We start from the raw sequence: 25134 nt of genomic DNA, 5'->3' as shown, positions 1-25134 counted from the left end.
GGTGGCGGGTTCAGCCGCCGAGCGCGGCCAGCGCCTTCTGCACCTTCGGCACGTACGCCTGGGTCTCGCCGAACGGCGGGATGCCGCCGTACTTGTGCACGGCTCCGCCGCCCGCGTTGTACGCGGCCAGCGCCAGCGGCACCGACTTGAACTCCTTCAGCAGGCCCTTCAGCATCCGGGCGGCCCCGTCCACGGCCTGCTCCGGATCGAACGGGTCGTCCACCCCGAGCCCGTGCGCGGTGGCCGGCATCAGCTGCATCATGCCCCGCGCCCCGGCCGGGCTGACCGCCTTCGGGTTGTACCCGGACTCCACCTTCGCCACCGCGGCCAGCAGCTTCGGCGGGACGTCGTGCTTGGCGCCGGCCTTCAGGAACAGGTCCGCGTACGGCACCCCGGCCAGCCCGCCGGCCGCCGACCCGCGCAGGCCGGCCGGGCGCAGCGACGACATGTCCTGCACCGCGGCGACCGGCACGTCGTCGAGGATGCGGCGGATGTGGGTCGGCTTCTCGTACACCGATTGGATCTTGACGTGGTCGCCCGGTTTCGGCGCGGCGATCATCTTGTTGTCACCGAGGTAGATCGCCACGTGGTCGACCGGCGAGTCGAACGCCAGCACGTCGCCCGGCCTGGCGTCGGACAGGCTGGCCACCGGGCGGCCCGCCGTCGCCTGCTGCCAGGAGTTGCGCGGCACCTTGACGCCCAGGTCCTGGTAGACCTGCTGGACCAGGCCGGAGCAGTCCAGGCCCTTCTTCGGGTCGGTGCCGCCGAAGACGTACGGGGTGCCGAGGTACTTCTTCGCGGCCGCCACCACGTCGTCGCCGGACGGGCCGGCCGCGGTGCCGGTGCCCCGGCCCGCGCCGGTCGCCCGGGCCAGCGCGGACGCGAACTTGTCACCGGACTTGCCGGTCGGGTCCAGGGACGCCGGGGGAGGGGTGAGACCGAGCTGATCCTGCAGCTCGGCGATGCGCCCCATGACACCGGAGACACCGAGGCTCATGCGTCACTCCCGTTCTCCTCGGCGGGTGCGCCGCCGCGGGCGGCGTTACGGGCCTTCGAGGTGACCGCCAGCTCGTCCAGGTTCGCCTGGTCGGTGCGCAGGTCGTGGGCCTTGACCATGGCGGCGTGCCGCTCGGAGAGCATCTCCACGGCCCGCCGGCGCTTCGCCGCGTCGGTCAGCGCGGCCATCTTCTCCCGCTCGACCTCCTCGGCGTCGGTGACCATCCGCTGCGCGCTGAACACCCCAGACGCCAGCGACTGCCGCGCCACCAGGGCCGCGACCATCGCCCGGGCCGAACCCTCGGACGGTGCGTCGGCTCCGACCAGATCGAGCTGCCGGCGCTTGACCAGAGCCTGCGCCTCCCGGATCTCGGCGCGGGACTGGATCAGCTCGCCACGAGCGGCGTCCTCCTGCGCCTTGCGCGCGCGCAGCACCGGAGTGAGACGGAACAGGCGGTTCATGCTGGCCTCCTAGCGGGGCCGTGGGGCCCTCACTTGACCGCTTCGGCACACCCGCGCCACTCGCTGAGCCGTTGCACCCAACTTTTGGCGCCGGCCCGGCCGCGCGGTCCACGCTGCGTCACGGTCCGCTCCGCGCCTCCTCTTCAGCCCGTTTTCGGCCCGGACACCCGCACTTCGCCCGCTCGCCGCCGCCGACTCGCCGCGCGCTGCTCAGCCCGCTTCCGGTCCGCTTCACGCCGGTTGGCCGATCCGCCGAACAAAACATATTTTGTACGACTTGTCGCTCCAGGGCTGGTCAGTGCGCGAGACCGCGCCCGGTCCGGATCGCAGCGCGTGTCATGCGGGTCCGCCGCTGCTCACGGTTGTCTCGGAGGTCATGCACGACCCCGATGTGCCAGCGCGGGACAGCGGACGACCCGGATGTGACCGTGCCGGACAACGGACGACCCGGACGTGACCGTGCCGGACAACGGACGACCCGGACGTGACCGTGCCGGACAGCGGACCCGCACGACACGCGCCGCGGTCGTGCGGGGGCCGGGCCTCGCGAGCCGACCGCCACGGGACTCCGAGTCGTACCGGAAAAGGATCCGGAGACGTTCCGGCGGCATCGCGGCAGCGAGGGTGGTTTGTCCGGAAAGCGGCGCGCGGGCTACCGGCTCAGGTGGTGGCCAGCAGCGCTCGCAGCTGGGCCCAGGCGTCGTCTGCGGTGATGCGTTCGTCCAGGTCCTGGCGGAGGAAGGCGCTGATCCGCGGCCAGGCGGCGTTGGCCCGGTCGGCCTCCGGGTTGGTGCCCGGGACGTAGGCGCCGATCTCGACCAGCTCGCGGACCTCGCGGTGCGCGGCCATCAGCCGGCGCAACTCGGTGGCGTCCGCGCGCTGGTCCCGGCTGGTGATCTTGTTGGCCACCCGGGAGATCGAGTCGAGGGCCTGGATGCTGGGGAAGTGCCCGGCCGTGGCCAGTTTGCGGTCCAGCACGATGTGGCCGTCCAGGATCGAGCGGGCCGCGTCGGCGATCGGCTCGTTGTGGTCGTCGCCCTCGACCAGCACCGTGTAGAGACCGGTGATGCTGCCGCGGGCGCCCGGCCCGGCGCGTTCCAGCAGGCTGGCCAGCATGGCGAAGACCGAGGGCGGATAGCCGCGGGTGGCCGGCGGCTCGCCGACCGAGAGGCCTACCTCGCGCTGGGCCATCGCGGCGCGCGTGACGCTGTCCATCATCAGCAGCACGTCGGCGCCCTCGTCGCGGTAGTACTCGGCGATCCGGGTGGCGACCGAGCCGGCCCGCAGCCGGACCAGCGGCGGCGTGTCCGAGGTGGCGATCACCACCACCGACCGGGCCAGGCCCTCCTCGCCGAGGTCGTGCTCGATGAACTCGCGCACCTCCCGGCCGCGCTCACCGACCAGGGCGACCACGTTCAGCTCGGCCGAGGTGCCCCGGGTGATCATGCTCATCAGGGTGGACTTGCCGACGCCGGAGCCGGCGAAGATGCCGATGCGCTGGCCGCGGCCGCACGGGACGAGGGTGTCCAGCACCCGGACGCCCAGCGACATCGGCCGGTCGACCAGCTGGCGTTCCATCGCCGACGGCGGGGCCTGTTCGATACCGACCAGCTCGCCGCGCAGCGGTGGGCCGCCGTCCATCGGGCGGCCGAGGCCGTCCAGGATCCGGCCGCGCAGGTCCGGTCCGACCGCGATGCGCAGCGGCCCGCCGGTGCTCACCGCCGGGGTGCCGGCGCCGATCCCGGCGATCGGGCCGAGTGGCAGGCAGTTGAGCTGCTGCCCGTCCAGGGCCGCGACCTCGGCCAGCACCGCGTCCGGCCCGGTGCCGATCCGCAGCAGTTCACCGACCCGGGCTTCCAGCCCGCTCACCGTGACCCGCAGGCCGACGGCGCCGGTTACCCGGCCGCTGACAGTGGGCCGGGCCGCGTCGATGGCGCTCTGGATGCGGTGCTGGAAGAGGTCGGTCATATCCGCAGCGCCTCCCGGGCGCGGGCCACCGCGGCCGCGATGGTGGCGTCGACGGTGGCGGTGCCGGTCTCGGCCACCGCGTCACCGGGCCGCAGCCCGGGGTCGGGGTGCAGGGTGATCCGGCGGCCCTGGTAGTCGAACTCGGCGCCGTCGTCGGCGACCAGCGTGGCGTAGTCGTCCGGGTGCAGGCGCAGGCGCACGTCGCCGTGCTCCGGCGCGGCGGTCATCGCCCGGCGCAGCGCGTCCCGGCCGCGCTCCGGATCGTCGTGCAGATTCCGCCCGACGATCGCCTCGGCCAGCTCGAACGCGCTGGCCAGCACGAGTTCCTGCAGCTCGGTGAAGGTGGGCATGAGCTGGTTCTCCAGCTCGGTGACGGCCCGGCCGAGGGCGTTCACGGCGTGCGCGAGGGCGGCCGAGCGCCGGTGGTCGTGCTGGTGCTCGGCCTCCAGCGCGCGCGCCGCGGCGGCCTCGGCGGCGGCCGCGGCCTCCCGCTTGCCCTGCGCCCAGCCCTCGGCGTAGCCGGCGGCCCGGGCCTGCTGCCGGGCCTCCTCCAGCAGCTTCGGGTCGTTCGGGTCGGGCAGCTTCAGGTCGGTGGCGAACCGGGCGGCGGTGGCCGTCTCGGCCACCGCCCCGCGGATCACCGGCCGGTCAGGCGATGAGCTCATCGGCCTCGCCACCACGCTGGATCTCGATCTGGCCGGAGTCCTCCAGGGTGCGGATCACCCCGACGATCTTGGCCTGCGCCTCCTCGACCATCTTGACCTTCACCGGGCCGAGCAGGTCCATCTCCTCGAGCAGGTTCTCCCGGCCGCGCTCGGAGAGGTTCTTGGTGACCTTGTCGCGCACCGTCTCCGGCACGCCCTTGAGCGCGGTGGCCAGGTCGGCCGGCTCCACCTGGCGCAGGATCAGCTGTACCGCCCGGTCCTCGAGGTTCACGATGTCCTCGAACATGAACATCCGGCGCCGGATCTCCTCGGCCAGCTCGGGGCTGCGGGATTCCAGGGCCTCCAGGATGAGCCGCTCGGTGGTGCGGTCGGCGCGGTTGATGATGTCCACCAGGGGTTGCAGGCCGCCGACGGTGGAGAGTTCGTCCGGCTGCAGCACGCTGGACAGCTTGCGCTGCAACGCGCTCTCCACCTGCCGGATGATGTCCGGCGAGGTGCGGTCCATGATCGCGATCCGGTGCGCGACCTCGGTCTGCACCTCCAACGGCAAACCGGCCAGGATCGACGAAGCGAGCCCGGCCGGGATGTGGGCGAGCACCAGCGCGATGGTCTGCGGGTGCTCGTACTGCACGTAGGAGAGCAACTGCCGGGGGTCGGCGTGGCTGAGGAAGTTGAACGGGATGTCGTTCATCGACGCCTCGAGCCGGTCCAGGATCAGCGCCGCTCGGTCCTTGCCGAGCGACGCCTCCAGCAGCTCGCGGGCGTAGTCCATGCCACCGGACCCGGCGAACCGGGTGGTCGCCATGGCGTAGAACTCGTCCATCACGTCGTCGACCTGGACGGGGTCGAGCTTGCCCAGCCGCGCCACCTCGGCGGAGAGCGCCTCGACCTCCTTCTCGGTCATGTTCGCCAGCACCTGCGCGGATTGTTCCTTGCCGAACTGGATCAGCATTATCGCCGCTTTGCGTACGCCCGTCATGGAGAGCGTGGTGAGCGCGGGTGTGGTCAACGCCTACTCCTCCTAGTGGTGCGTGGTCGCGTCGGCCGACATCCAGCCGCGCAGGAGAGTGGCCATCTCGTCCGGCTTCTCCTGGACCATCTGCTCGATCTCCCGGTGCCGCTCCTCGCGGGCCTCGTCGTGCACCTGCATCGGGGCGCCACCCTCGATCATCGCGGCGGCGCTCATCGCCTGGGTGGCCTCCAGCTCGGCCTGCCGCTGGGCCTCCAGCGCGGCCTGCATCTCCTCCAGGTGCGCCTTCTCCTCGGCGGTGAGCTGCTGGCGGCGCTTGGCCCGCCGGCTGGCCCGCCAGGCCAGGAAGATCAGGGCCAGCACCACGAAGGCCAGCGCGCCGGTCTTGACCAGGGTCATCTGCTTGTTCTGCTTGTCCGCGGCGGCCGCCGCGGCGAGCTCGTTCTTGGCCGCCTGCTGCGCCGAGGTGTCGAACGGCATGGCGCTGACCGCGATGGTGTCGCCGCGGGTGGCGTCGATGCCGGCCGCCGAGCTGACCAGCTGCTGCACCTGGGTGGGGTCGACCGAGGCGGCGGTGGTGCTGTCCAGCAGGACCGCCACGTTCAGCCGCCGGATGCTGCCGGGCGCCTTCCGCCGGACCTCCTGCGTCTCGTTGAGCGCGTTGTTGCGGGCCTCGTTCTTGTTGGCGTACTGGCCGTTGGAGCCGGCGCCGTTCGGTACCTGGATGTTGTCCGGGCCCAGCACGCCGCCGTTGCCGGTGCCGCTGCCGCTGTACGTCTCCGAGCTGGTGGTCTCCGACAGCGACGGCAGTGACGGATCCGAGCTGTACGTCTTGCTCCGCGTCTCGGTCTGGTCGAAGTCCAGGTCGGCGGTGGTGGTGACGACCGAGTGCCCGGGGCCGACCAGCCGGTCCAGCATGGTCTGCAGCGCGGCGTTCATCCGGTTCTGGAACTCGACGGTCTGCGCCTCGGAGCCGCTGTCCCCGCCGGTCGCGATCGCCGCGCCGCCGCCGGTGGAGAGGATCTTGCCGTCCGCGCCGGCCACCGTGACCTGGGTGGGGTCCAGGCCTTCGACGCTGGAGGCGACCAGGTGCACGATCGCCTGCACCTGGTCGCCGCTGAGCGGGCTGGTCGACTTGGAGGCGACCAGCACCGAGGCGGTCGGCTTGGCGGCGCTCTCGGCGAAGACGTCCTTCTGCGGCAGCACCAGGTGCACGGTGGCCGCCTCGACGCCGTCGATCGACTTGATGGTCTTGGCGAGCTCGCCCTCGAGCGCCCGCTGGTAGTTGGCGTGCTGCATGAAGTCGCTGGTGGTGATGCCCTGCTGGTCCAGCAGCGAGTAACCGGTGCCCTCGTCGTTGGGCAGGCCCTCGCCGGAGAGCTGGAGCCGCAGCGCGTTCACCTGGTCGCGCGGCACCATGATGGTCTGTCCGTCGTTCGCCAGCTCGTACGAGGTGTTCGACTTCTGCAACGACTCGACGATGGCACTCGCGTCCTTCGTCGAGAGGTTGTTGAACAGGATCGCGTACGACGGTTTCGCCGCCCACGTCGCGAAGAAGTAGCCACCGACGAGGATGGCGATGACGGCGAAGATCGTGACAGCCTTCTGTCCCGGCGTGAAGGACTTGAAGGTGTCCGTTATGCGGCGTACCGGAGCGGGAAGGCGGTCAGTCATCTCAGGCCTGCATCCTCATGATCTCTTGGAAGGCCTCGACGGCCTTGTTGCGGACCGCCAGCGTCATCTGAAGGCCGAGGGACGCCTCGTTGGCGGCCATCGTGTACTGGGCGGGGTCCTGCAGTTGTCCGTTGGCCACCTGGACCGCGAGGTCGTTCGCCTTGTCCTGGGAGGCCTGGACGCTCTCCAGGCCCTTGGACAACATGCGGGCGAAGTCGGTGTTGGGGCTGCTGGTCTTGGCGGCCTCGTCGAGGTCGAGCTTGTCGCTCAGACCTGACATACCCGAAATTCCGGAGATTCCGCTGAAGCCGGAGATTCCGCCGATGGGATTGATCGCCGACATCATGATCACTTCCCGAGGTTGATGGCGGCCGCGTACGCGTCCCGAGCGCGGTCCACGACCGAGAGGTTGGCCTGGTAGGAGCGCTGCGCCATCATCATCTGAGCCATCTGGCTACCCATGTCGATATCCGGCCGGCGAACGTAGCCCTCGGCGTCGGCGAGCGGGTTGTCCGGCTCGTAGGCGAGGACGCCCTCGGCGTTGCCGAGCTGCACCCCGGCCACCTCGGCGCCGTTGCCGTCCTGCGCGGCGCGGGCCTGCACGTACCGGGCCTGGAAGGCGTTCTCCGAGGTCCGGCTGGTGTTGTTCATGTTCGCGATGTTGTCGGAGACGGCGTCGAGCCACTTGCGATAGACAGTGACGCCGGTGCCCGCGACCCCGATGGCGTTGAAGATGCTCATCCTCAGGCTCCCTTGATGGCGTCGCGCAGCAGGCCGTACTTGCTGTCGATGGCCCGGAGGGTGAGCTGGTAGCGCATCGTGGTGTCGATGTGCGACAGCGTCTCCTCGTCGAGGTTGACGTTGTTGCCGTTGAGCCGGGTGGGCTCCAGCGACTCCTGGACGCTCGGGTTGATGCCCAGCGGCGACTGGCCGCGGGCGACGGCGCCCTGAAGAGCCTCCTCGAACTTGACCTTACGGGCATGGAAGCCCGGGGTCTCGACGTTCGCGATGTTGTTCGCAATGGCGTTCTGCCGGGCCGACAGGCCGGTGACAGCGACGCGCAGCGCAGCCGTGGAAATGTCGTCGAACACTTCGCAGCTCCCTGATCGATCCGTCTGGTCGCCGTTCCGTGGCACTTCGGTGAGCAATCCGTGCTCGTACCATGCAGTTCGGCGGGCCCGGCGATCCGCTGAGGGCCAGACGGTTGCTGCGAGGTTGCACACGAAAACGTCCCGGACCCCTGGCCGGGGTTCCGGGACGTTCATCGGGATTTACATGGCGCAGTCTAGATAAACCGGACGTTTCACTGCTTCGCCGGTCTCGATCCGCGAGGTCATCGCGCTCTGCTGCCGGTTGGTGGTGAGGCGGCGGGCCAGCTCCTCCGCCACCGCCAGCTGGCGGGTCAGGATCTCGTCGGCCCGTGGCTTGAGTTCCAACGGCAGCGCGCCCAGGTCGGTCGGCGGCTTCCAGATGTCGGCCGGCGGCGTCTCGGCGTGCCGGTGCTCGTCGGCGAGCATCGCCTCGACCGCCGCGACGTCCATCTCCAGCTCGTCGAGCGCCGCCGTCCAGGCGCCCCGCCAGTCCGTGGTCATGGCCGGCTCAGCCCGCCGCCGCGGCCGCGGCCTCGCGCCACGCGTCGCGCAGCGGCTCGAGCAGTTTCCGGCAGCCGGCCACCCGCTCCGGGCTCTTGGCGACGTTCGCGCCGATCAGCTCGGTGAGGATGAAGCCGTACAGGTTCGCCAGGCCGGGAGCGCCGTCCCAGGCCTCCACGTCGAGGGTGACCATCAGCTCCATGACGATTTCCTGAGCGTGACTGATCTTTTCGTTGGCCAGCTCGCGGTCGCCCTGGCTGAGTGCCTCCTCGCCGTGCGACAGGTCGAGGATGAGCCGGTCGTAGAGCATGATCAGGAGTTTGGCCGGGGACGCCGTGTTGACCGAGTCCTGCAGGTAGCGGTCACGAAGGTTGGGCGCGGTCATGGTCATGAGTCTCCTCGGTAGTGCGGGCGGCGATCGTCCGTGCGGGTGGCGTCAGTCAGTCAGGTCATCCCAGACCGCTGAGCTGCCCGGCGAGCCAGTTGGACTGGTTCTTCAACTTGCCGAGGGCCGTTTCCAGACCCGTGTACTGCTTCTGCAGGGCCAGCTTCCGGGCAGCGAGCCGGCTGTCCCAGTTCTCGATCTGGCTGTTCATGTTGTCGATCTCGTTGTTCCGGCCGGTGATGACCGAGGTGACCGAGTCCGACTGCTTCTTCGCGAGGGCCTCGAAGTTGTCGCCGAGGCCGACGCCGGCCTTCTTGATGGCGGCCGGGTCCTCGTTGTAAGCGGCGGTGAACTTGGTGGCGTCGAAGCTCAGCTTGCCGGTGCTGTCGAGCTGGATACCCAGCTTGGAGAGGCTGCCGAAGGCGATCTTCAGCGGGTTCTCCGGGCTCTCCACCGGGTCGTTGGGGTCGGTCGGCTTGACGTAGTCCGGGTTGTCGTACGACAGGCCGCCGCTGACCGCGCCCAGGATGGTCTGGGTCATGTTCCGGACCATGAAGTCGCCGGTGAGCGGCGAGCCCTTCTTGGTGCTGGCGTCGTACGCGGTCTGTGAACTCACCTCGGACAGCACGCTGTTGGCCGCGTCGACCAGCGCCTGCATCTTGTCCGCGATGCCGGCCACGTCGGACTGCGCGTCGATGGTGACGTTCTGCTCTTTCTTGGTCACCGTGATGTTGACGCCGCTGAGCAGGTTGGTGAAGGTGTTGCTGCTGTTGGTGACCTCGTAGCTGCCCGGGGTCAGGCCGCTGTTCTCGTCGTTCGGGTCGACCAGCGAGCCGACCCGGATCTTCGCGTCCGAGGCGGCGGTGACGACGTTGCCGGTACCGCTCAGGCCGTTGACGGTGAAGGCGTTGGCGACACCGGTCTTGGCGCTGCTGATCTGCAGGATGCTGTCACCGGAGGCGGTGGTCACCACGCCGGCGCGCACACCGACGCCGCTGGTGCTGTTGATCGCGGCCGCGATGCCCGCGGGCGTCCGGTCCTCGGTCAGGTTCACGGTCACCGGGTCGCCCGAGCCGAGCGAGACCGTCAGCACGCCGGTGCCGTCGGTGATGTCGGTGCTGCCGGCGGCGTACTCGGTGGTGGTGACCTGGGCCGCGGCGGTCTGCACCACGTCGAACGTGGTGGAGCCGGCGGCGCTGGTGAGGCTGCTCATCGCGGTCGCGGTGACCGAGGGCGAGCTGGACGTCGCCTTGATCGAGCGCCAGGTGGCGAGGTCGCCCAGGGTGGTGCCGGCGCTCTTCAGCGCGGAGAGCTTGCTGTTCACCGACTGGTACGAGGCCACCGTCGTCTGCGCGGTCTTGACCTTGGTCTTGAGCCGGTCCTGCGGGGCCGCCTCCACCTGCATGAGCTGGCTGATGATGCTGGAGGTGCTCATGCCGCTGACGAGGCCGTCAACAGAGCTGCTCACGTTAGCTCGCTTTCGGTAGAGGGGCTGGAATGGGGAGGGGTAGCCGACTTTTTCGCCGGCTACCCCTACCTCTTCGGCCGATCAGGCCACCGATTCAGTTGCTCTCGGTTTCAGTTCGGTTAGCGGAGCAGCGACAGCACGCCCTGCGCCGACTGGTTCGCCTGCGACAGCATCGAGGTGCCGGCCTGGGTGAGGATCTGGTTCCGGGTGAACGAGACCATCTCCTGGGCCATGTCGGTGTCCCGGATCCGGGACTCGGACGCGGAGAGGTTCTCCACCGCGACGTTCAGGTTGTTGATGGTGTGCTCGAACCGGTTCTGGACCGCACCGAGGTTCGCCCGGGTGTCCGACACCGACTTGATCGCCTTGTCGATCGCGGTGATCGCGTCAGCCGGACCGTTGGAGCTGGTCAGGCTGAGGTTCGCGGTGCCGAGCGTGTTCGAGTTGACGGCGCCGATGGCGACACCGATCCGCTCGTTGGCGTTGGCGTTCGCGCCCACCTGGAACCGGCCGGTGTTGCCGCCGGAGACCGAGTTGGCGGCGCCGGTCAGGGCGGCGCTCATGCCGACGGCGCCGAGCGGCGTGTTGGTGCCGTCGGTCATGCCGAACGAACCGACGCCGGACATGCTGAAGGTGACGTCGCCGTTGGACGCGGTGCTGGCGGACATCGAGACCTCGTTGCCCTGGAAGCCCTTGCCCTTGAGCGCTGTCGAGATCGCGTCGTTGACGACCTTGGCGATGTCCTGGCCACTGGAGGTCGCCGAGACCGCGCCGGCCGGGATGCTCACCGAGACGCCGCCGGAGACCGTCTGCCCGTCGACGGAGTCGATGGTGAAGCTGCCGCCCGCGGCGAGCGCGGTGGCGGCGGCGGTCATGTTCGCGCCGGCGGTGATCGGGGTGGAACCCGTGGTCTTGGCGGTGGCGCCGAACGAGCCGTCCAGCAGCTTCGCCTTGCCGAACGACGTGGTGCTGCCGATCCGGTCCAGCTCCTGGTTGAGCTGCTGCATCTCCTTGTCGGCGGCGCCCTTGGCGTCGGCGTCCATCGAGCCGGAGTTCGACGTCTGCACCGACAGGTCACGCATACGCTGCAGGATCGAGGTGACCTCGTTGAGCGAACCCTCAGCGGTCTGCGCGACGCTGACGCCGTCCTGGGTGTTGCGCACGGCGACCTTGAGACCGCCGGTCTGCGACCGCAGGCCCTCGGAGATCGAGAGGCCGGCCGCGTCGTCCGCCGCCCGGTTGATCCGGAAACCGCTGGACAGCTTCTCCAGCGACTTCGACATCTGGCTGTCGGTGACCGACAGGTTCCGGTAGGCGTTCTGCGCGGCGATGTTCTGGTTGATGCGGAGACCCATGGAAAAACTCCTCCTTGACTGGGGTCTGGTACCGGCCCGTCCGTGAGCCGTGGTGTTGCGCTGTTCCCTTCGGCGGGTGGCCGAGAGGCACTGAGCGATTCTGCGAAATTCGCTCGGGCTTTTCCGGCGAACCGGATAAATGCTGATTGGGGGAAACCGCTCAGCGGCACCGCGAACATGCCGACCTGTCCGAATGAGCGGGTTGCCGAACGGTTGCGGCCCGACCAGCGAACCGACGGAGGACCGGGTGAGCCTGACCGATCTGGCCAGTGTCCTGTGGCGCTCACGCGAGCTGCTGGAGATGCTGCTCTTCAAGCTGGAGGAGGAGCAGCTGCTCCTCGCGGCGAACCGATCTCGCTGGCTGAGCCACGCCACCCGGGAGGTCGAGGTGGTACTGGACCAGATCCGGCAGACCGAGGTCATCCGTGCCGCCTACGCGCAGGAGGTCGCCGCCGAGCTCGGCCTGAACCCGGAAGCGTCCCTCGGTGAACTGGCCGACGCCGCTCCGGACCCCTGGTCGGACCTGCTGCACCAGCACCGTAAGGCGTTCCTGCTCCTGACGTCGGAGATCCGGGCCCTGGCCGACGTCAACCGTGACCTGCTCACCGCGGGGCAACGCGCGGCTCGCGAAACCATGCTCGTGTTCGCCGAGACTGTGGAAACGTACGGGCCGCAGGGCCAGACCGTCACCGGCGGCGTGCGCCGCCCCACCCTCGTTGATGAGGCGATCTGATGGGAAGCACTTTCAGTGGACTCAACACCGCGCTGACCTCGCTCTACGCGCAGCGCCGCGGCCTGGACATCTCGGGCCAGAACATCGCCAACGCGAACACCGAGGGGTACACCCGGCAACGCGTGGTGATGCAATCCCAGAACGCCAACCTGGTCGCGGGCGTGTACGCGACCACCGACGCGGTAGGCAACGGCGTCACCGTCTCCTCGGTGGAGCAGCTCCGCAACACCGCCCTCGACCAGCGCGCCTACACCGAGCACGCGAACTCGGCGTACCTCAACGACAAGGCCGGCGCGTACGCGCTGATCGAGGATGTCTTCGCCGAGCCCAGTGACACCGCCCTGCAGGCCCGCATGCAGGACATGTGGGACGGCTTCAACGCGGTCTCGATGAACCCGGACAAGGCGGCGCCGAAATCCGCGCTGATCGAGCAGGCCACCACTGTGGCGGCGACGCTCAACGACGCGGCGAAGGCGCTGGACAACCAGTTCCAGTCGGTCCGCAAGGGGCTGGACACCTACGTCGGGGACGTCAACAAGGCGGCCGAGTCGGTCGCCAAGCTGAACAAGGAGATCGTCCTCGCCAAGGCCTCCGGGTTGCAGGCCAACGAGCTGATCGACCAGCGGTCGCAGCAGATCCTCAAGCTCTCCGAGCTGACCGGCGCCACCAGTACCGACCTGCCGAACGGCGCGACAAGCGTCTACGTCGGGAGTTCGCCCCTGGTCGCCGAGTTCACCACCCGCAAGGTCGAGATCGAGACGGGCAGCGCCAACCGCCTGGCGGACCTCGCCAGCAGCAAGGTGAACCTGCGCTGGGCGGACACCCAGGCGGCGGTCGGGCCGGGCGGCACGATGGGCTCCATGATGGAGTCGCTCACCGCGGGCGGCACCATCGACGGGGTCGCCAAGCGGCTCGACAAGGTGGCCAAGACGCTGGCCGACACGGTCAACCCGGTGCATCACGGCGGGTACAGCACGGACGGCAGCACCAACCTCGATTTCTTCGTACGCAGTGACGACCCGACCAGCACGGCGGTGACCGCGGCGACCATCTCGGTCGGCGTGACCGATCCGGCCAAGGTGGCCGTCTCCAGCGGCGACCCCACCGGCCGGCTGACCGCGAAGGCCCTGGACGGCACGGTGGCGGACACCCTGGCCGACCTGGCCACGTCGCGCAGCGGCGCGGACTCCGAGTACCAGTCGCTGATCGGCGACCTGGGCGTCGCCGCGCAGTCCTCGATCCGCCGGCGCGACGTGCAGAACGCGGTGACCGACCAGGTGGACGCCTCCCGCGACGCGGAGTCCGGGGTCAACCTCGACGAGGAGATGACCAACCTGCTCACCTACCAGCGCGGTTACGAGGCCGCGTCCCGGGTGCTGACCACCATCGACTCGATGCTCGACCAATTGATCAACCGAACCGGCATGGTCGGTAGGTAGGGGGAGCGTTCATGAGTAGTAGCCCGCGAGTGACCGAGAGCAGCGCCCGCATCCGGGCGATGGCGGGCCTGCAGCGCGGACTGAGCGCGAGTCAGAAGGCGCAGGACCAGATCTCCAGCGGCAAGCAGCTCAGCCGGCCGTCGGACTCACCGACCGGCACGGTGACCGCGCTGCAGTTGCGCGGCGAGGTCCGGGCCAACAAGAAGTACTCGGCGAACGCCGACGACGCCGTGGGCCGGCTCGGCGCCGTGCAGGACACCCTGCAGAGCTCCACCACTCTGGTCAGCAAGGTCCGTGAGCTGGCGCTGGAGGCGATGAGCGAAGGCAGCCAGAGCACACCGGAGGCGAACAACGCCCGCGCGGTGGAGATCGACCAGATCAAGGGCACGCTCCTGCAGTTCGCCAACACCAAGTATCTGGACCGGCCGGTCTTCGGCGGTGCCACTCCGGACGCCGACGCGTATCAGGCCGGTAAATATGTCGGCGAGGCGTCCGGGGTGGTGGAACGGGCCATCGGGCCGAACGCCAAGGTGCGGGTCGACGTCCGGGGTCCGGAGGTCTTCGGGTCCGACTATCTGGTCGACGCGAACGGCGGCTTCGTCGACGCGGCCGGCCAGCCGGTCACCGCCGCCAACAAGGTGCCGAACCCCGCGCAGCTCTTCAAGGTGCTCGACGACCTTTCCGCGGCGATGAAGTCCGGGGACGGGGCGTCAGTGAGCTCGGCGGTGCAGAACCTTGACAAAGCGTCTGATCTCCTGAAATCCACTCTTTCGGACGTAGGTGCCCGATACAATCGGGTTACCCAGATGAAGCAGTCCGCTGAGGATCGCTTGATGTCCGTGTCGTCGCAGTTGTCTGATATCGAGGATGTCGACCTGCCCAAGGCGATCATGGAATTGCAGCTCCAGCAGACCTCGTATCAGGCCGCCCTGGCCGCCACGGCCAAGGTGATCCAGCCCTCGCTCATCGATTTCCTGAGGTGACCATGACTACTCGCACCATGTCCCGACCGATCGAGGCCACGATGACCGACCCGTCGCTGGGCCTGCCGACCATCACGATGGCGACGCCCATGCCGGGGTTCCCGGCGCACCGGGATTTCGTCCTGGTGCGCCTGAACGAAGACGGTTTGCTGTACGCCCTGACGTCGCTCGACAACCCTGAGCTGCGTTTCCTGGTCGCACCGCCGGAGCCGTTCTTCCCGGAGTACGCGCCCGAGATCGACGAGAGCACGTTCGCGGCTCTGAACACCAAGGACCCCGACCGGCTGCTGCTGCTGACGGTCATCTCGGCCAGCCAGGACGAGACGACCGCCAACCTGCTGGCCCCGATCGTGGTGGACCGGGACACCATGCGCGCGCAGCAGGTGGTTCTCACCGGCTCGGGCTACCCGGTACGCGCGATCATGAATCGGGCGTTCTGATTCTCCAGCCGGGGGCGGTCCACGACCCTCAGTGCAGGCGCGGTCGCGTTCCTTCGCGGCCGCGCCTTTGCCATGCCGACTGGAGGAGGAGACGTCGATGCTTGTGCTGACCAGGCGGGCCGGCGAGAGCGTGATGATCGGCGACGACATCGTGATCACCGTGCTGGAGGCCCGCGGCGACGTCATCCGGCTGGGTATCCAGGCTCCGCGCGACGTGCACGTACACCGTGAAGAGGTGTACCGCGAACTGCAGGAGGCGAACCGGGCGGCCGCGTCGCCCAGCGACGACGCCGTGCAGGCGGTCACCAGGATGCTCGAGAAGCCGGAGTGAGGGGCGGCCGCCACGGCGGGCGTGGCGGCGCACCTCAGCTGCACCGGCTGCTGACCCCGGAGACAACGCGGGGGCCGCATTCTTCTCCCCGACGGTGAACTTCAGTCGGGGAGCGAACGTGGCGGCAGAGCGGGAATCAGTCATCGGCGGCGGTGCGGTCGGAACCGCATGCGTGCTGGACCTGACGGTGGATGCCCACGTGCACACCGGGTTCGCGGCCGGGCGCGACGCCGTCGGCGTGGTGGCCTCGGCGGCCGACCGGGCCGGGCTGACCTCGCTGACCTTCGCCGACCAGGCCGGGCCGGAGACCACCTGGCTGACCGCGTACGCGGACGCCGTGCGCCGGGCCCGGCACCGTACCGAGATGACCCTGCGGGTGGCCGCCGAGGTGGAGGTGGTCCGCCCGGACGGCTGGCTGGCGCTGCCCGCCGACCTGGCCCAGTTGGACGCGCTGTCGGTGGCGGTCTCCGCCCTCCCGCTCGGCGACGAACTGCTGGACGCCCGGGCCGTGCGCGCCCGGGTCGAGGCCGGCGAGCTGACCGCCGAGCAGGTCGCCGAGCGGCTGGTCGAGGCCACCGTACGGGGCCTGGAGCGAGCCTGCCGTTACGTGCCCACCCAGCTGGCCCGCCCGCTCGCCCTGCTGGCCCAGGCCGGCGTCGACGACGCGGCGGTCTCGCCGGCCCTGCTCGCCGACCTGGCCGCCGCCTGCCGGGCCACCGGCACCCTGGTGGAGATCAGTGAGGCGTGGCGCAGCCCGTCCCCGCGCCTGGTGGCGCTGCTGCGCGACGCCGCGGTGACGCTGGTGCCCGCGAGTGACGCCCGGTACGCCGCCGAGGTGGGCGGCTGGCAGTACCTGCGCAGAGTCTGAAAGCCGGTCTCCGCGAAAGCGAACACGGGTCGCACTCGCCTCCGTACTCTCTGTCATGCCAGCACTTCAGCATGGGAGAGATGCGATGAGTATGGTTCAGCAGGCCATCGAGGTGAGTGCACCGCTGCACACGGTGTACGAGCAACTCGCCGCGTTCGAGAACTACCCGAGGTTCATGACCGGGGTCCGCCAGGTGACCACCACCGGCGCGGACCAGACGCACTGGATCATGGACGTGGACGGCAAGCGCCGGGAGTTCGACGCGCAGATCATCGAACGGTCGCCGGACGAGCGGGTCTCCTGGTCGACCATGGAGGGGCCGCTCCTCGCCGAGACGCTCACGCTGCGCCCGATGGGCGAGACGAAGACCCAGGTCGTCGCGCAGCTGGAGGCGGACATCGCGTTCCTCATGCCCAGCGACCGGCACGGTCAGGAGTCGCTGAACCGCCGTCTCAAGGCCGACCTGACCACCTTCAAGGGGCTGGTGGAGAGCGGTGTGCTCGGCGGCCGCCCGATCCCGACCGGAGCCAGCGTCAAGCGCCTGCCCGGCCCCTCGCACACCCTGTTCACCAAGCCGGACTACGCCTCGCCGGCGTCGGTCGCCACCCGCGTGCACCGGAACGCGCCGACCAGCCCGGCCGTGCCGCACGCCCCGGAGGGCGGTCCGGGTGCGGGCTGGGACACCGGCGCCGCCGACCTCGGCAACGCCGACCCGACCGGCACCGGCCTCGCCGACAACCCGCTGCACCACGCGGCCGGCCCGGGCAACCTTCCCGGCGCCTCCGCCGCGACGGGCAACCTCCCCGGCGCCGTCGCCGGGCCGGGCGGCCCCGCGGCGGCGAAACGCGGCTCGGGCCGGACGAGCGGGAGCGCGGCCGGCACGGCCCGGATGGGCGGCCGCACGAGTTCCGGCGACATCTGGGGCAACGGCATGATCAACGAAGAGGATCGCGGCATCGGCTGATCCGCGGCGGCACCACCGAGGCCGGCCCGGCGGGCCGGCCTTCGTCGTACCTCAGCGCGGTGCGGCTTCCAGGGTCACCAGCAGGCGGGCGCCCCGGGGCACCGCGTGCTCGTAGCGGACCGAGCCGCCGTTCGCCTCCACCAGGTGCCGGACGATGAACAGGCCCAGCCCGGCACCCCTGATGAACCTGCCGAACAGGTTGGGCAGCAGGTCCTCCGGGATGCCCGCGCCGCTGTCCTGCACGCGGAGCAACACCGTGCCGTCCTGCCGCTCGGCGCCCACCCGGATCGGCGCCGCCCCGTGCGCGATGGCGTTCTTCAACAGGTTCTCCACCACCACCGCGAGGTGCCCGCGGTCGGCCAGCGCGGACAGGTCCTCGTCGATCGCGATCTCCACCTCGTCCGCCCCGGCCGTCTCGGCGCGAGCCGCGCGGACCACCTCGAGCAGCGGCACCGGCACCCGCCGGGCGGTCACCGCGCCGGTGTCCAGGCGGAACAGCAGCTGCAGGTCGTTCATCATCTTGACCAGGCGGCGGGTGTTCTTGTCGATCTTCAGGGACAGCTCCAGCCGGATGTCCTCCGGCAGGTCCGCCCAGTCCGCGCAGAGCAGCTCGGCCAGGCTGGCGATCGAGCTGATCGGCTGCGCCACGTCGTGGGTGAGCATCGAGGTCAGGTCGTTCTTGAAGGAGAGCGCGGCGGCCAGCTGGGAGTTCGCCGCGGCCAGTTGGGCGTTGCCGCGCTCCAGCTCGGCGGCGTGCTCGCTGAGCGCCTCCTCGGCCTGCTTGCGGGAGCCGATGTCGACGCAGGTGGCGACGTAGCCGCGGGGCGCGCCGGCGGCGTCCGGGATGGCGGCCATAGTGGCCAGCACCGGCACCTCGGTGCCGTCGGCCCGGGGCAGCAGCCAGTCGCCGCCGTGACCCGGTGGCGGCAGCGGCGGCGGCTCCCGCACGTCGTCCGGCTGGCCGGTGAGTTCGCGCCAGCGCCGGTTCACGTCGATCACCCGGTAGTTGGCGTCCAGCACCATGACCGCCTCGTTCATCGACTGGAGCAGCGTGTCCGCGAAGTCCTGCCGGTCCCGCAGCTCCGCGACCAGGCGCTGGTCGGCGGTGTCGGGGGCGCTCGGCGGCTCGGCCTCGGGCCGGGCCAGGACGGCGCCGGCGGTCAGCAGGAGCAGGCCGCCGGCCAGGTCGAGCGGCATCATCCCGGTGGCGGTGAAGAGCCGCGCGACCAGGGCGACCAGGGCGATGGTGGCGGCACCGAGCAGCAGCGGGTCGGTGATCCGCACGGCGACCCGGCCGATTCGGAGCAGTCGCACGTCGAGGCCGGCCAGCGCGAGACCGGCCAGCCCGGTGGCCAGCCCGGCGGCCGGGTGCCGGCTGATCGCGGCGGCGCCCAGCACGGCGGCGGAGAGGGCGAGAACGGCGGCCGCGCCGGTGCGCAACCGCGTCGCCGGGCCGGCCAGCGGCAGCACCCGCACCAGCAGGGCCAGACCGGCCGGCATCAACACGAACGCCGGAGCGGGCGAGAGCCCCTCCGGCGGCGCGTTCAGGTCGGACGTGTGCGTGTTCAGGAGGCCGAGCACGGTGACCGTGACTCCGGCACAGCCGGCGATCAGCCGGGACGACCTGCCCACGCCGCGTGCCGCGATACGCACATATCCCCCCATGACGTGAGGAAATGAGCATATCGCGGCAGGCGCGGTTACTTACCCGCCCAGCCGAACCCTTCCTCCAGGCGGATCTTGCTGGCCACTCGCGAGATCTCGGCATGCATCCGGTTCGCGTGGTGGCCGCAGAAGGCCAGGTCGCCGCCGCTGCTCAGGGTCACCTCCAGCTTGGCGGCCGCGCCGCAGCGATCGCAGCGCTCGGACAGTTCGCCGACGGTGTCGATCTCGGGCGACAGCAGGGTGGTCATATCGCTCTCCTTGCTCATGGCCGAATGAAACGGGGCTCAACGGCGGTGTGCAGCGGTCCTGACAGCGGACTAGATCGGTTCTGCGATGGGTGGCCTTAGTGGTTCCACCCCGGGGATCCGCTGTGAAAGGTGCAACGTCGCCGCAACCCGATGAGACCTGGACCAGCACTTCTTCTTCTTCAGGATTTCCCTCAAGTCGCCACGGCATGCACTTCCGGGCCGGGGCACCTACCTGAGGGAGATACTTGATGCTCGGTTCCGACGCCCGTCGCCTGGCCTTCCGTTTCCTGGCCGTCGCGAGCGCCGCCACCGCTTCTCTTCACGGTTTCGCCGTTCCGGCCGCCGCGGCTCCGGCCGTGCCGCAGGCCGGGACGGTCCTGGAGGCCGGCGCCGCCGCCATCCCGGACAGCTACATCGTCGTGCTCAAGCCCGGGCACGACGCCGACTCGCGAGCCCTGACCGCCGCTTACGGCGGCGAGGTGCTCGAGAACTACCAGGCCACGGTATCCGGTTTCCACGCCCGGATGTCCGCGACCCAGGCGGCTCGGCTCGCCACCGACCCGGCCGTGCGGTACGTCGAGCAGGACGCCGTGATGGCCCCGGCCTCGGTGCAGCCCAACGCCACCTGGGGCCTGGACCGGATCGACCAGCGCTCGCGCGGCCTGGACCGCAAGTACACGTACGGCTCGGCCAAGGACGTCACCGCGTACGTGATCGACACCGGTGTCCGGGTCTCGCACAAGGAGTTCGGCGGCCGGGCCACCAACGGCTGGGACTTCGTCGACGGTGACAAGACCGCCAACGACTGCAACGGGCACGGCACCCACGTGGCCGGCACGATCGGCGGGTCGACGTACGGCGTCGCCAAGGACGTCAAGATCGTTGCGGTGAAGGTGCTGGGCTGCGACGGCTCCGGCTCGTACTCCGACTTCATCGCCGGCGTCGACTGGGTCACCAAGAACGCCAAGCTGCCCGCGGTGGCCAACATGAGCATCGGTGGCCCGGTGAGCAAGGTGCTCGACGACGCGATCAACCGGTCGATCGCCAAGGGTGTCACGTACACCATCGCGGCCGGCAACGACAACCGGAACGCCTGCAAGTACTCGCCGGCCGACACCGCCAACGCGATCACCGTGGGCGCCGTGGACAGCGCCGACCGGCGGGCGTCCTTCTCCAACTACGGCACCTGCGTCGACCTGTTCGCGCCCGGCGTCGACATCAAGTCGGCCGGCAAGAACTCGAACTCGGCCACCGCCACGATGAGCGGTACCTCGATGGCCAGCCCGCACGTGGCCGGCGCGGCCGCCCTGGTGCTCGGCGCTCACCCGGCCTGGACCCCGCAGCAGGTCCGTGACGACCTGGTCGGCAACGCCGGCTCGGGCCTGGTCCGCAGCGCGGGCACCGGCTCGCCGAACAAGGTGCTCTACACCGGTTACCTGGCGGACAGCACCGCCACCGCCGCCAAGAAGCGCTGACCCACCACGAACGCCGCTCTCCCGCCGGGAGGGCGGCGTTCGGCTTTTCTCCGAACCGTGGCCGCCCGGCGCCCTCCGGCGGCTAGCGTGAGATCGACCCCAGCCCGCGAGGAGGACCGATGTCCGAGGCGCCGGTCGCCGAAACGCCGACCATCCTGGTCGTCGACGACGAAGAAGATCTCCGCGACATCATGCGCCGCATGCTGCAGCGCAAAGGGTATGCGGCCCTGGTGGCCGGCGATCCCGACGAGGCCATCTCGGTCTGCCGTGACCACCCGGGCGACATCGACGTCCTGGTCACCGACCTGACCCTGCCGGGCGGCAAGTCCGGCGGCGAACTGGCCGGCGCGATCATCGAGATGCGTCCCGGCACCGGCGTGGTCTTCATCTCCGGACTGCCCAAGGACATCGCTGTCACCAAGGGCCTGGTCGGTGACGACGCCCTGCTGGTGAAGAAACCGTTCACCGCCGACGCCCTCCTCCAGGCGCTGCGCAGCGTGCTGGGCGAGGGCAGTGCTTGATCACCTCGCTCCGCCCGGGTTGCGGCAAGTCACGACGGCCACGGCAGGCTGAGCTCGCCCAGGCGCCAGCGGGCCGGGCCGTCGAGCACCGGCCAGCCCTCGGCGCGCATCCGGCGGACCGTTGCCAGCCACCGCTGCCGCGGCCCGAACGGCGTCGCCTCGGTCTCCCACGCCCGCCCGAGCGCGCGTAGCAGCTCGTGCACCGGATGCCCGGGCACGTTGTGGTGGATCAGCGCCTTGGGCAGCCGCTCCGCGAAGACCGCCGGATGTGCCAGCACCGGCAGCCGGGCCGACAGGGTGAGGGTCACCGGCACGCCGTCCTCGACCACCGCCCAGGTGGCGATCCGGCCCAGCTCGTCACAGGTCCCCTCGATCAGGGTCGCGCCGGTGCTCGTCATCTGCCGCCAGGCCGCCGCCACCTCGTCCTCCGGGTACTGCCGGAGCACGTTGAACGCGCGCACCACCGCCGGGGCGAGACCGGCCAGCTCGAACCCGCCCCGCCGGAACTCCAGCCGGGGCGGGTCGGCGTACGGCAGGGCGGCGGCCACCCGTACCGGGTCGATCTCCACACCGACGACCGTGACGTCCGGGCGGACCGTGGCCGCCAGCCGCCCCCGGAGCTCAACGGCGGTGACCGGCGTGGCGCCGTACCCCAGATCCATCACCAGCGGTGCGGCAGCGGCCAGCAACCGATCGGCGCACCGGAACGCGATGAAGTTGTCCACCCGCCGCAGGCGGTTGGGGTTCGTCGTCCCCCGGGTGATCGCGCCGACCGGCTTCATCGGTTATGACTCTCGGTGCACCTTGTGCTGGGCGGCCTGGGCGATCGGGCGGACCACCAGCCGGTCGATGTTGACGTGCTGCGGCCGGGTCGCGGCGAACGTGACGATGTCCGCGATGTCGTCGGCCAGCAGCGGCTCCTTCACCCCGGCGTAGACGGCGGCCGCCTTGTCCCGGTCACCGTCGAAGCGGTTGAGCGCGAACTCGTCGGTGCGCACCATCCCCGGGTCGATCTCCACCACCCGGACCGGCTTGCCGACGATCTCCAGGCGCAGCGTCCCGACCAGGGCGGTCTGCGCGTGCTTGGCAGCGACGTAGCCACCGCCACCCTCGTACGGCGTGAAGGCGGCTGTCGAGCCGATCGTCACGATCGTCCCGGCGCCGCTCGCCTCCAGCGCGGGCAGCAGCGCCTTGGTGACCCGCAGCGTGCCGAGCACGTTCACGTCGTACATCCACTGCCAGTCGGCGACCGAACCGCTCGCGACCGGGTCCACCCCGCGGGCGCCGCCGGCGTTGTTCACCAGCAGGGCGAGCGGACCGCCCAGCTCGGTCACCGCGGCGGCCAGCCCGGCCACCGACTCGTCCGAGGTGACGTCGCACGCCACCGCTGTCGCGTCCGGCCCGATCTCCTTGACCAACGCGTCCAGCCGGTCCACCCGGCGGGCCGCGGCCACCACGTGGAAGCCCGCACCGGCGAGGCTGCGGGCGGTCGCCGCGCCGATGCCGCTGGACGCCCCGGTGACCACTGCGATTCTCTGCATGACTCAGATCTAACCTCATGACCTGAGTCACCCTCGCCCCGCTGCGTAGTGGTTCAGCCCACGCCGATGGGGAAGATGACTGGAGTACGAGTCCGAGCGGAGGGAACTATCGTGGCTGAGGTCGGCTGGCCCACACCCCGGCGGATAGCCACTCTCTCGGTGCACACGTCGCCGCTGGAGCAGCCGGGCACCGGCGACGCCGGCGGGATGAACGTCTACATCGTCGAGGTGTCCAAGCGGCTCGCCGCGGCCGGTGTCGAGGTGGAGATCTTCACCCGGGCCACCGCGCGCGACCTGCCACCGATGGTGGAGATGCTGCCCGGCGTGCACGTCCGGCACGTCACCGCGGGGCCCTACGAGGGGCTCGACAAGGAGGAGCTCTCCTCCCAGCTCTGCGCGTTCACCACCGGCGTGCTGCGGGCCGAGGCGGCGCACCCGCCGGGCCACTACGACCTGATCCACTCGCACTACTGGCTCTCCGGCCAGGTCGGCTGGCTGGCCCGGGAGCGCTGGGGCGTGCCGCACGTGCACACCGCGCACACCCTGGCCAAGGTGAAGAACCGGTTGATCGCCGCCGGTGACCGCCCGGAGCCGAAAGCGCGGGTGATCGGCGAGGAGCAGGTGGTCGCCGAGTCCGACCGGCTGGTGGCGAACACCCGGTTCGAGGCTCAGGACCTGATGACGTACTACCAGGCCGATCCGAGCCGGGTCAGCGTGGTGCAGCCCGGCGTCGACCTGGACCGGTTCCGCCCCGGTGCGGCCGACCGGGCCCGGTTCGGGCTGCCCGAGCACGGCCGGATCGTCGCCTTCGTCGGCCGCATCCAGCCGCTCAAGGCCCCCGACGTGCTGATCTCCGCGGTCGCCGAGCTGCGTGCCCGCGGCGCCGCGGACGTCACCGTGGTGATCTGCGGCGGGCCCAGCGGCAGCGGGCTGGACCGGCCCTCCTCGCTGATCGAGCTGGCCGCCTCGCTCGGCGTCGCCGACTCGGTGGTCTTCCTGCCCCCGCAGACCGGTGCCGACCTGGCCGCCCTCTACCGGGCCGCCGACCTGGTCGCGGTGCCCTCCTACAACGAGTCGTTCGGACTGGTCGCGCTGGAGGCGCAGGCCTGCGGCACGCCGGTGGTGGCGGCCGCTGTCGGCGGCCTGGTCACCGCGGTCCGGGACGGCGAGAGCGGCGTGCTGGTCGACGGCCACGATCCGGCCGACTGGGCACGAGTGCTGGAGAAACTGCTGGACGCGCCGGGGTACCTGCGCCGGCTGTCGGCCGGGGCTGTCGCGCACGCCAGCCAGTTCTCCTGGGATCGGACAGTGGACCACCTGCTCCGGGTCTACCGGGACGCGGTGAGTGAGCACCGGGCGCTGATCACCGCCCGGTTGGAGGGGGCGACCTGCGCATGGTGACCGAGCCGTCCGAACCGCTTCGCGGTGCCGCGAGCAACACCCCGGCGGGACTGATCGAGAGCGTGCTCACCGACCGCGAGCTGGAGTGGGAGCCGACCGGTGAGTCGTCCTATGTGGTCAGCCTGCCCGGCTCGCACAAACTCAAGACCGCCTGCAACCTGATCGTCGGCGAGCACGCGCTGCGGATCGAGGCGTTCGTGATGCGCCAGCCGGACGAGCGCCGCGAGGAGCTGTGGGCCTGGCTGCTGCGGCGCAACGCCCGGATGTACGGCGTGGCCTTCTCCATCGACGCGGCCGGCGACATCTATCTGACCGGGCGGGTCTCGCTCAACAGCCTCGACGAGGACGAGCTGGATCGGTTGCTGGGCGCGGTGCTGAGCTATGCCGACGAGTCGTTCGACACCATGCTGGAGATCGGTTTCGCTACGTCGATCCGCCGGGAGTGGGAGTGGCGGGTCAAGCGCGGCGAGTCGCTGGCCAATCTGCAGGCCTTCAAACACTTCGCCGCGCCCGACGGCACGTCCGGCGACACGTCCCGCAGCACCTTCGGCGGCGCGTCCGGCAGCACCTCCGATGGCACGTCCGGCAGCACCTCCGACGGCACGTCCGGCGGCGCCGACGACGGCACGCCCTGAGTCCTCGTCCACAATGAACTGATCCGCCGCGGTCCGCGCTCGGTCCCCAGACTGCCGTCCGGATCGCGGCTTCGGCAGGCCGGCCGTCGACTCCGAAGCGGTGTGGGGCGATCACCGGACTCGTCGCGGGCGCGTGAGGTGAGAGCCGCCCGTTGCTTCCTCTGACGCACGAGCTTGTCGCTGTCTCGCCCGCCGCTCCGCTGACTGTCATCACACCGGCGCTCCGTTCACCGCCGTCAAGTCGGCCGCTCCGTTCACCGCCGTCAAGTCGGCCGCTCCGTTCACCGCCGTCAAGTCGGCCGCTTCGCTCGCCGCCATCAAGTCGGCCGCTTCGCTCGCCGCCATCCCGCCGGTG

At 70.4% G+C, this 25134-nt stretch carries 28 protein-coding genes; 11 read left to right on the top strand and 17 right to left on the bottom strand.

Annotated elements, in window-relative coordinates; translation table 11 throughout:
- Positions 1-10 precede the first annotated feature (10 nt).
- From Actob_RS41235 to Actob_RS41175, 13 genes are all read right to left on the bottom strand, one after another.
- The gene (locus Actob_RS41235) at positions 11-997 is read right to left on the bottom strand and encodes a transglycosylase SLT domain-containing protein (protein ID WP_284917386.1); all 987 of its coding nucleotides are present in this window, start codon (positions 995-997) and stop codon (positions 11-13) included.
- Positions 994-1458: a flagellar export protein FliJ gene (locus Actob_RS41230; RefSeq protein ID WP_284917385.1), complete on the bottom strand. Its 465-nt coding sequence runs from the start codon at positions 1456-1458 to the stop codon at positions 994-996. The genes Actob_RS41235 and Actob_RS41230 overlap by 4 nt, the downstream gene beginning before the upstream one ends.
- A gap of 660 nt (positions 1459-2118) precedes the next feature.
- A complete protein-coding gene (locus Actob_RS41225; protein ID WP_284917384.1) occupies positions 2119-3426 on the bottom strand; it encodes a FliI/YscN family ATPase in 1308 nt (435 codons plus the stop codon).
- On the bottom strand, positions 3423-4091 hold the full coding sequence (locus Actob_RS41220; protein ID WP_284917383.1) for a FliH/SctL family protein: 669 nt from the start codon (positions 4089-4091) through the stop codon (positions 3423-3425). Before Actob_RS41220 ends, Actob_RS41225 begins: the two co-directional genes overlap by 4 nt.
- Entirely contained in the window at positions 4075-5100 is a 1026-nt protein-coding gene (fliG, locus tag Actob_RS41215) for a flagellar motor switch protein FliG (RefSeq protein ID WP_284917382.1), read from the bottom strand. The genes Actob_RS41220 and fliG overlap by 17 nt, the downstream gene beginning before the upstream one ends.
- Positions 5101-5112: 12 nt before the next feature.
- Positions 5113-6735, bottom strand: a complete 1623-nt coding sequence (gene fliF / locus Actob_RS41210) for a flagellar basal-body MS-ring/collar protein FliF (protein WP_284917381.1) — start codon at positions 6733-6735, stop codon at positions 5113-5115.
- Position 6736: 1 nt separating this feature from the next.
- On the bottom strand, positions 6737-7081 hold the full coding sequence (gene fliE / locus Actob_RS41205; RefSeq protein WP_284922503.1) for a flagellar hook-basal body complex protein FliE: 345 nt from the start codon (positions 7079-7081) through the stop codon (positions 6737-6739).
- Positions 7082-7083: 2 nt separating this feature from the next.
- Positions 7084-7476: a flagellar basal body rod protein FlgC gene (locus tag Actob_RS41200; RefSeq protein ID WP_284917380.1), complete on the bottom strand. Its 393-nt coding sequence runs from the start codon at positions 7474-7476 to the stop codon at positions 7084-7086.
- A gap of 2 nt (positions 7477-7478) precedes the next feature.
- Entirely contained in the window at positions 7479-7826 is a 348-nt protein-coding gene (locus Actob_RS41195) for a flagellar basal body rod protein FlgB (RefSeq protein WP_284917379.1), read from the bottom strand.
- A 180-nt stretch (positions 7827-8006) separates the two neighbouring features.
- Positions 8007-8327 (bottom strand): hypothetical protein, encoded by a 321-nt coding sequence (locus Actob_RS41190; protein ID WP_284917378.1) that lies wholly within the window; start codon positions 8325-8327, stop codon positions 8007-8009.
- Positions 8328-8334: 7 nt separating this feature from the next.
- Positions 8335-8718, bottom strand: coding sequence for a flagellar export chaperone FliS (gene fliS / locus Actob_RS41185; protein WP_284917377.1), 384 nt, complete (start codon positions 8716-8718; stop codon positions 8335-8337).
- Positions 8719-8776: 58 nt separating this feature from the next.
- Positions 8777-10180 carry a flagellar filament capping protein FliD gene (gene fliD / locus Actob_RS41180; protein WP_284917376.1) on the bottom strand — a complete coding sequence of 468 codons (1404 nt, stop codon included), beginning with the start codon at positions 10178-10180 and terminating at the stop codon, positions 8777-8779.
- 119 nt (positions 10181-10299) lie between these two features.
- A complete protein-coding gene (locus Actob_RS41175; RefSeq protein ID WP_284917375.1) occupies positions 10300-11535 on the bottom strand; it encodes a flagellin N-terminal helical domain-containing protein in 1236 nt (411 codons plus the stop codon).
- Between the two features lie 247 nt (positions 11536-11782).
- Here Actob_RS41175 and Actob_RS41170 point away from each other — a divergent pair, with 247 nt between their 5' ends.
- The 7 genes from Actob_RS41170 to Actob_RS41140 all read left to right on the top strand — a co-directional run bounded on the left by Actob_RS41170 (position 11783) and on the right by Actob_RS41140 (position 17293).
- Positions 11783-12268 carry a flagellar protein FlgN gene (locus Actob_RS41170; protein ID WP_284917374.1) on the top strand — a complete coding sequence of 162 codons (486 nt, stop codon included), beginning with the start codon at positions 11783-11785 and terminating at the stop codon, positions 12266-12268.
- Complete coding sequence (gene flgK / locus Actob_RS41165; RefSeq protein ID WP_284917373.1) at positions 12268-13707, top strand: flagellar hook-associated protein FlgK; 1440 nt, start codon at positions 12268-12270, stop codon at positions 13705-13707. Before Actob_RS41170 ends, flgK begins: the two co-directional genes overlap by 1 nt.
- 29 nt (positions 13708-13736) lie before the next feature.
- The gene (locus Actob_RS41160; protein WP_284917372.1) at positions 13737-14690 is read left to right on the top strand and encodes a flagellin N-terminal helical domain-containing protein; all 954 of its coding nucleotides are present in this window, start codon (positions 13737-13739) and stop codon (positions 14688-14690) included.
- A gap of 2 nt (positions 14691-14692) precedes the next feature.
- The gene (gene fliW / locus Actob_RS41155; protein ID WP_284917371.1) at positions 14693-15130 is read left to right on the top strand and encodes a flagellar assembly protein FliW; all 438 of its coding nucleotides are present in this window, start codon (positions 14693-14695) and stop codon (positions 15128-15130) included.
- Positions 15131-15227: 97 nt separating this feature from the next.
- Entirely contained in the window at positions 15228-15461 is a 234-nt protein-coding gene (csrA, locus tag Actob_RS41150; RefSeq protein WP_328518404.1) for a carbon storage regulator CsrA, read from the top strand.
- 172 nt (positions 15462-15633) lie between these two features.
- Positions 15634-16329 (top strand): hydrolase, encoded by a 696-nt coding sequence (locus Actob_RS41145; RefSeq protein WP_284917370.1) that lies wholly within the window; start codon positions 15634-15636, stop codon positions 16327-16329.
- 85 nt (positions 16330-16414) lie between these two features.
- Positions 16415-17293: an SRPBCC family protein gene (locus tag Actob_RS41140; protein WP_284917369.1), complete on the top strand. Its 879-nt coding sequence runs from the start codon at positions 16415-16417 to the stop codon at positions 17291-17293.
- 51 nt (positions 17294-17344) lie between these two features.
- Here the strand turns inward: Actob_RS41140 and Actob_RS41135 are convergent, their stop codons facing one another.
- Together Actob_RS41135 and Actob_RS41130 are read right to left on the bottom strand one after the other, a co-directional pair.
- Positions 17345-18946, bottom strand: a complete 1602-nt coding sequence (locus tag Actob_RS41135) for a sensor histidine kinase (protein ID WP_284917368.1) — start codon at positions 18944-18946, stop codon at positions 17345-17347.
- Positions 18947-18993: 47 nt separating this feature from the next.
- Positions 18994-19206: a DUF7455 domain-containing protein gene (locus Actob_RS41130; protein WP_284917367.1), complete on the bottom strand. Its 213-nt coding sequence runs from the start codon at positions 19204-19206 to the stop codon at positions 18994-18996.
- 248 nt (positions 19207-19454) lie between these two features.
- On the opposite strand from Actob_RS41130, the gene Actob_RS41125 reads away from it, so the two are divergent.
- Both Actob_RS41125 and Actob_RS41120 read left to right on the top strand, forming a co-directional pair.
- Complete coding sequence (locus tag Actob_RS41125; RefSeq protein ID WP_284917366.1) at positions 19455-20681, top strand: S8 family peptidase; 1227 nt, start codon at positions 19455-19457, stop codon at positions 20679-20681.
- A 119-nt stretch (positions 20682-20800) separates the two neighbouring features.
- Positions 20801-21202, top strand: a complete 402-nt coding sequence (locus tag Actob_RS41120; protein ID WP_284917365.1) for a response regulator — start codon at positions 20801-20803, stop codon at positions 21200-21202.
- Positions 21203-21231: 29 nt separating this feature from the next.
- On the opposite strand, the gene Actob_RS41115 is transcribed toward Actob_RS41120, so the two are convergent.
- A complete protein-coding gene (locus tag Actob_RS41115) occupies positions 21232-21984 on the bottom strand; it encodes a class I SAM-dependent methyltransferase (protein WP_284917364.1) in 753 nt (250 codons plus the stop codon).
- 3 nt (positions 21985-21987) lie between these two features.
- Complete coding sequence (locus tag Actob_RS41110) at positions 21988-22743, bottom strand: SDR family oxidoreductase (RefSeq protein ID WP_284917363.1); 756 nt, start codon at positions 22741-22743, stop codon at positions 21988-21990.
- 75 nt (positions 22744-22818) lie between these two features.
- Here Actob_RS41110 and mshA point away from each other — a divergent pair, with 75 nt between their 5' ends.
- Both mshA and Actob_RS41100 read left to right on the top strand, forming a co-directional pair.
- Positions 22819-24144 carry a D-inositol-3-phosphate glycosyltransferase gene (mshA, locus tag Actob_RS41105; protein ID WP_407653503.1) on the top strand — a complete coding sequence of 442 codons (1326 nt, stop codon included), beginning with the start codon at positions 22819-22821 and terminating at the stop codon, positions 24142-24144.
- Positions 24138-24779 (top strand): type III secretion system chaperone family protein, encoded by a 642-nt coding sequence (locus Actob_RS41100; RefSeq protein WP_284917361.1) that lies wholly within the window; start codon positions 24138-24140, stop codon positions 24777-24779. The genes mshA and Actob_RS41100 overlap by 7 nt, the downstream gene beginning before the upstream one ends.
- Positions 24780-25134 lie beyond the last annotated feature (355 nt).

This window comes from Actinoplanes oblitus (assembly GCF_030252345.1).
GTDB classification, from domain to species: domain Bacteria; phylum Actinomycetota; class Actinomycetes; order Mycobacteriales; family Micromonosporaceae; genus Actinoplanes; species Actinoplanes oblitus.
This window is presented reverse-complemented; position numbering and strand designations above follow the sequence as displayed.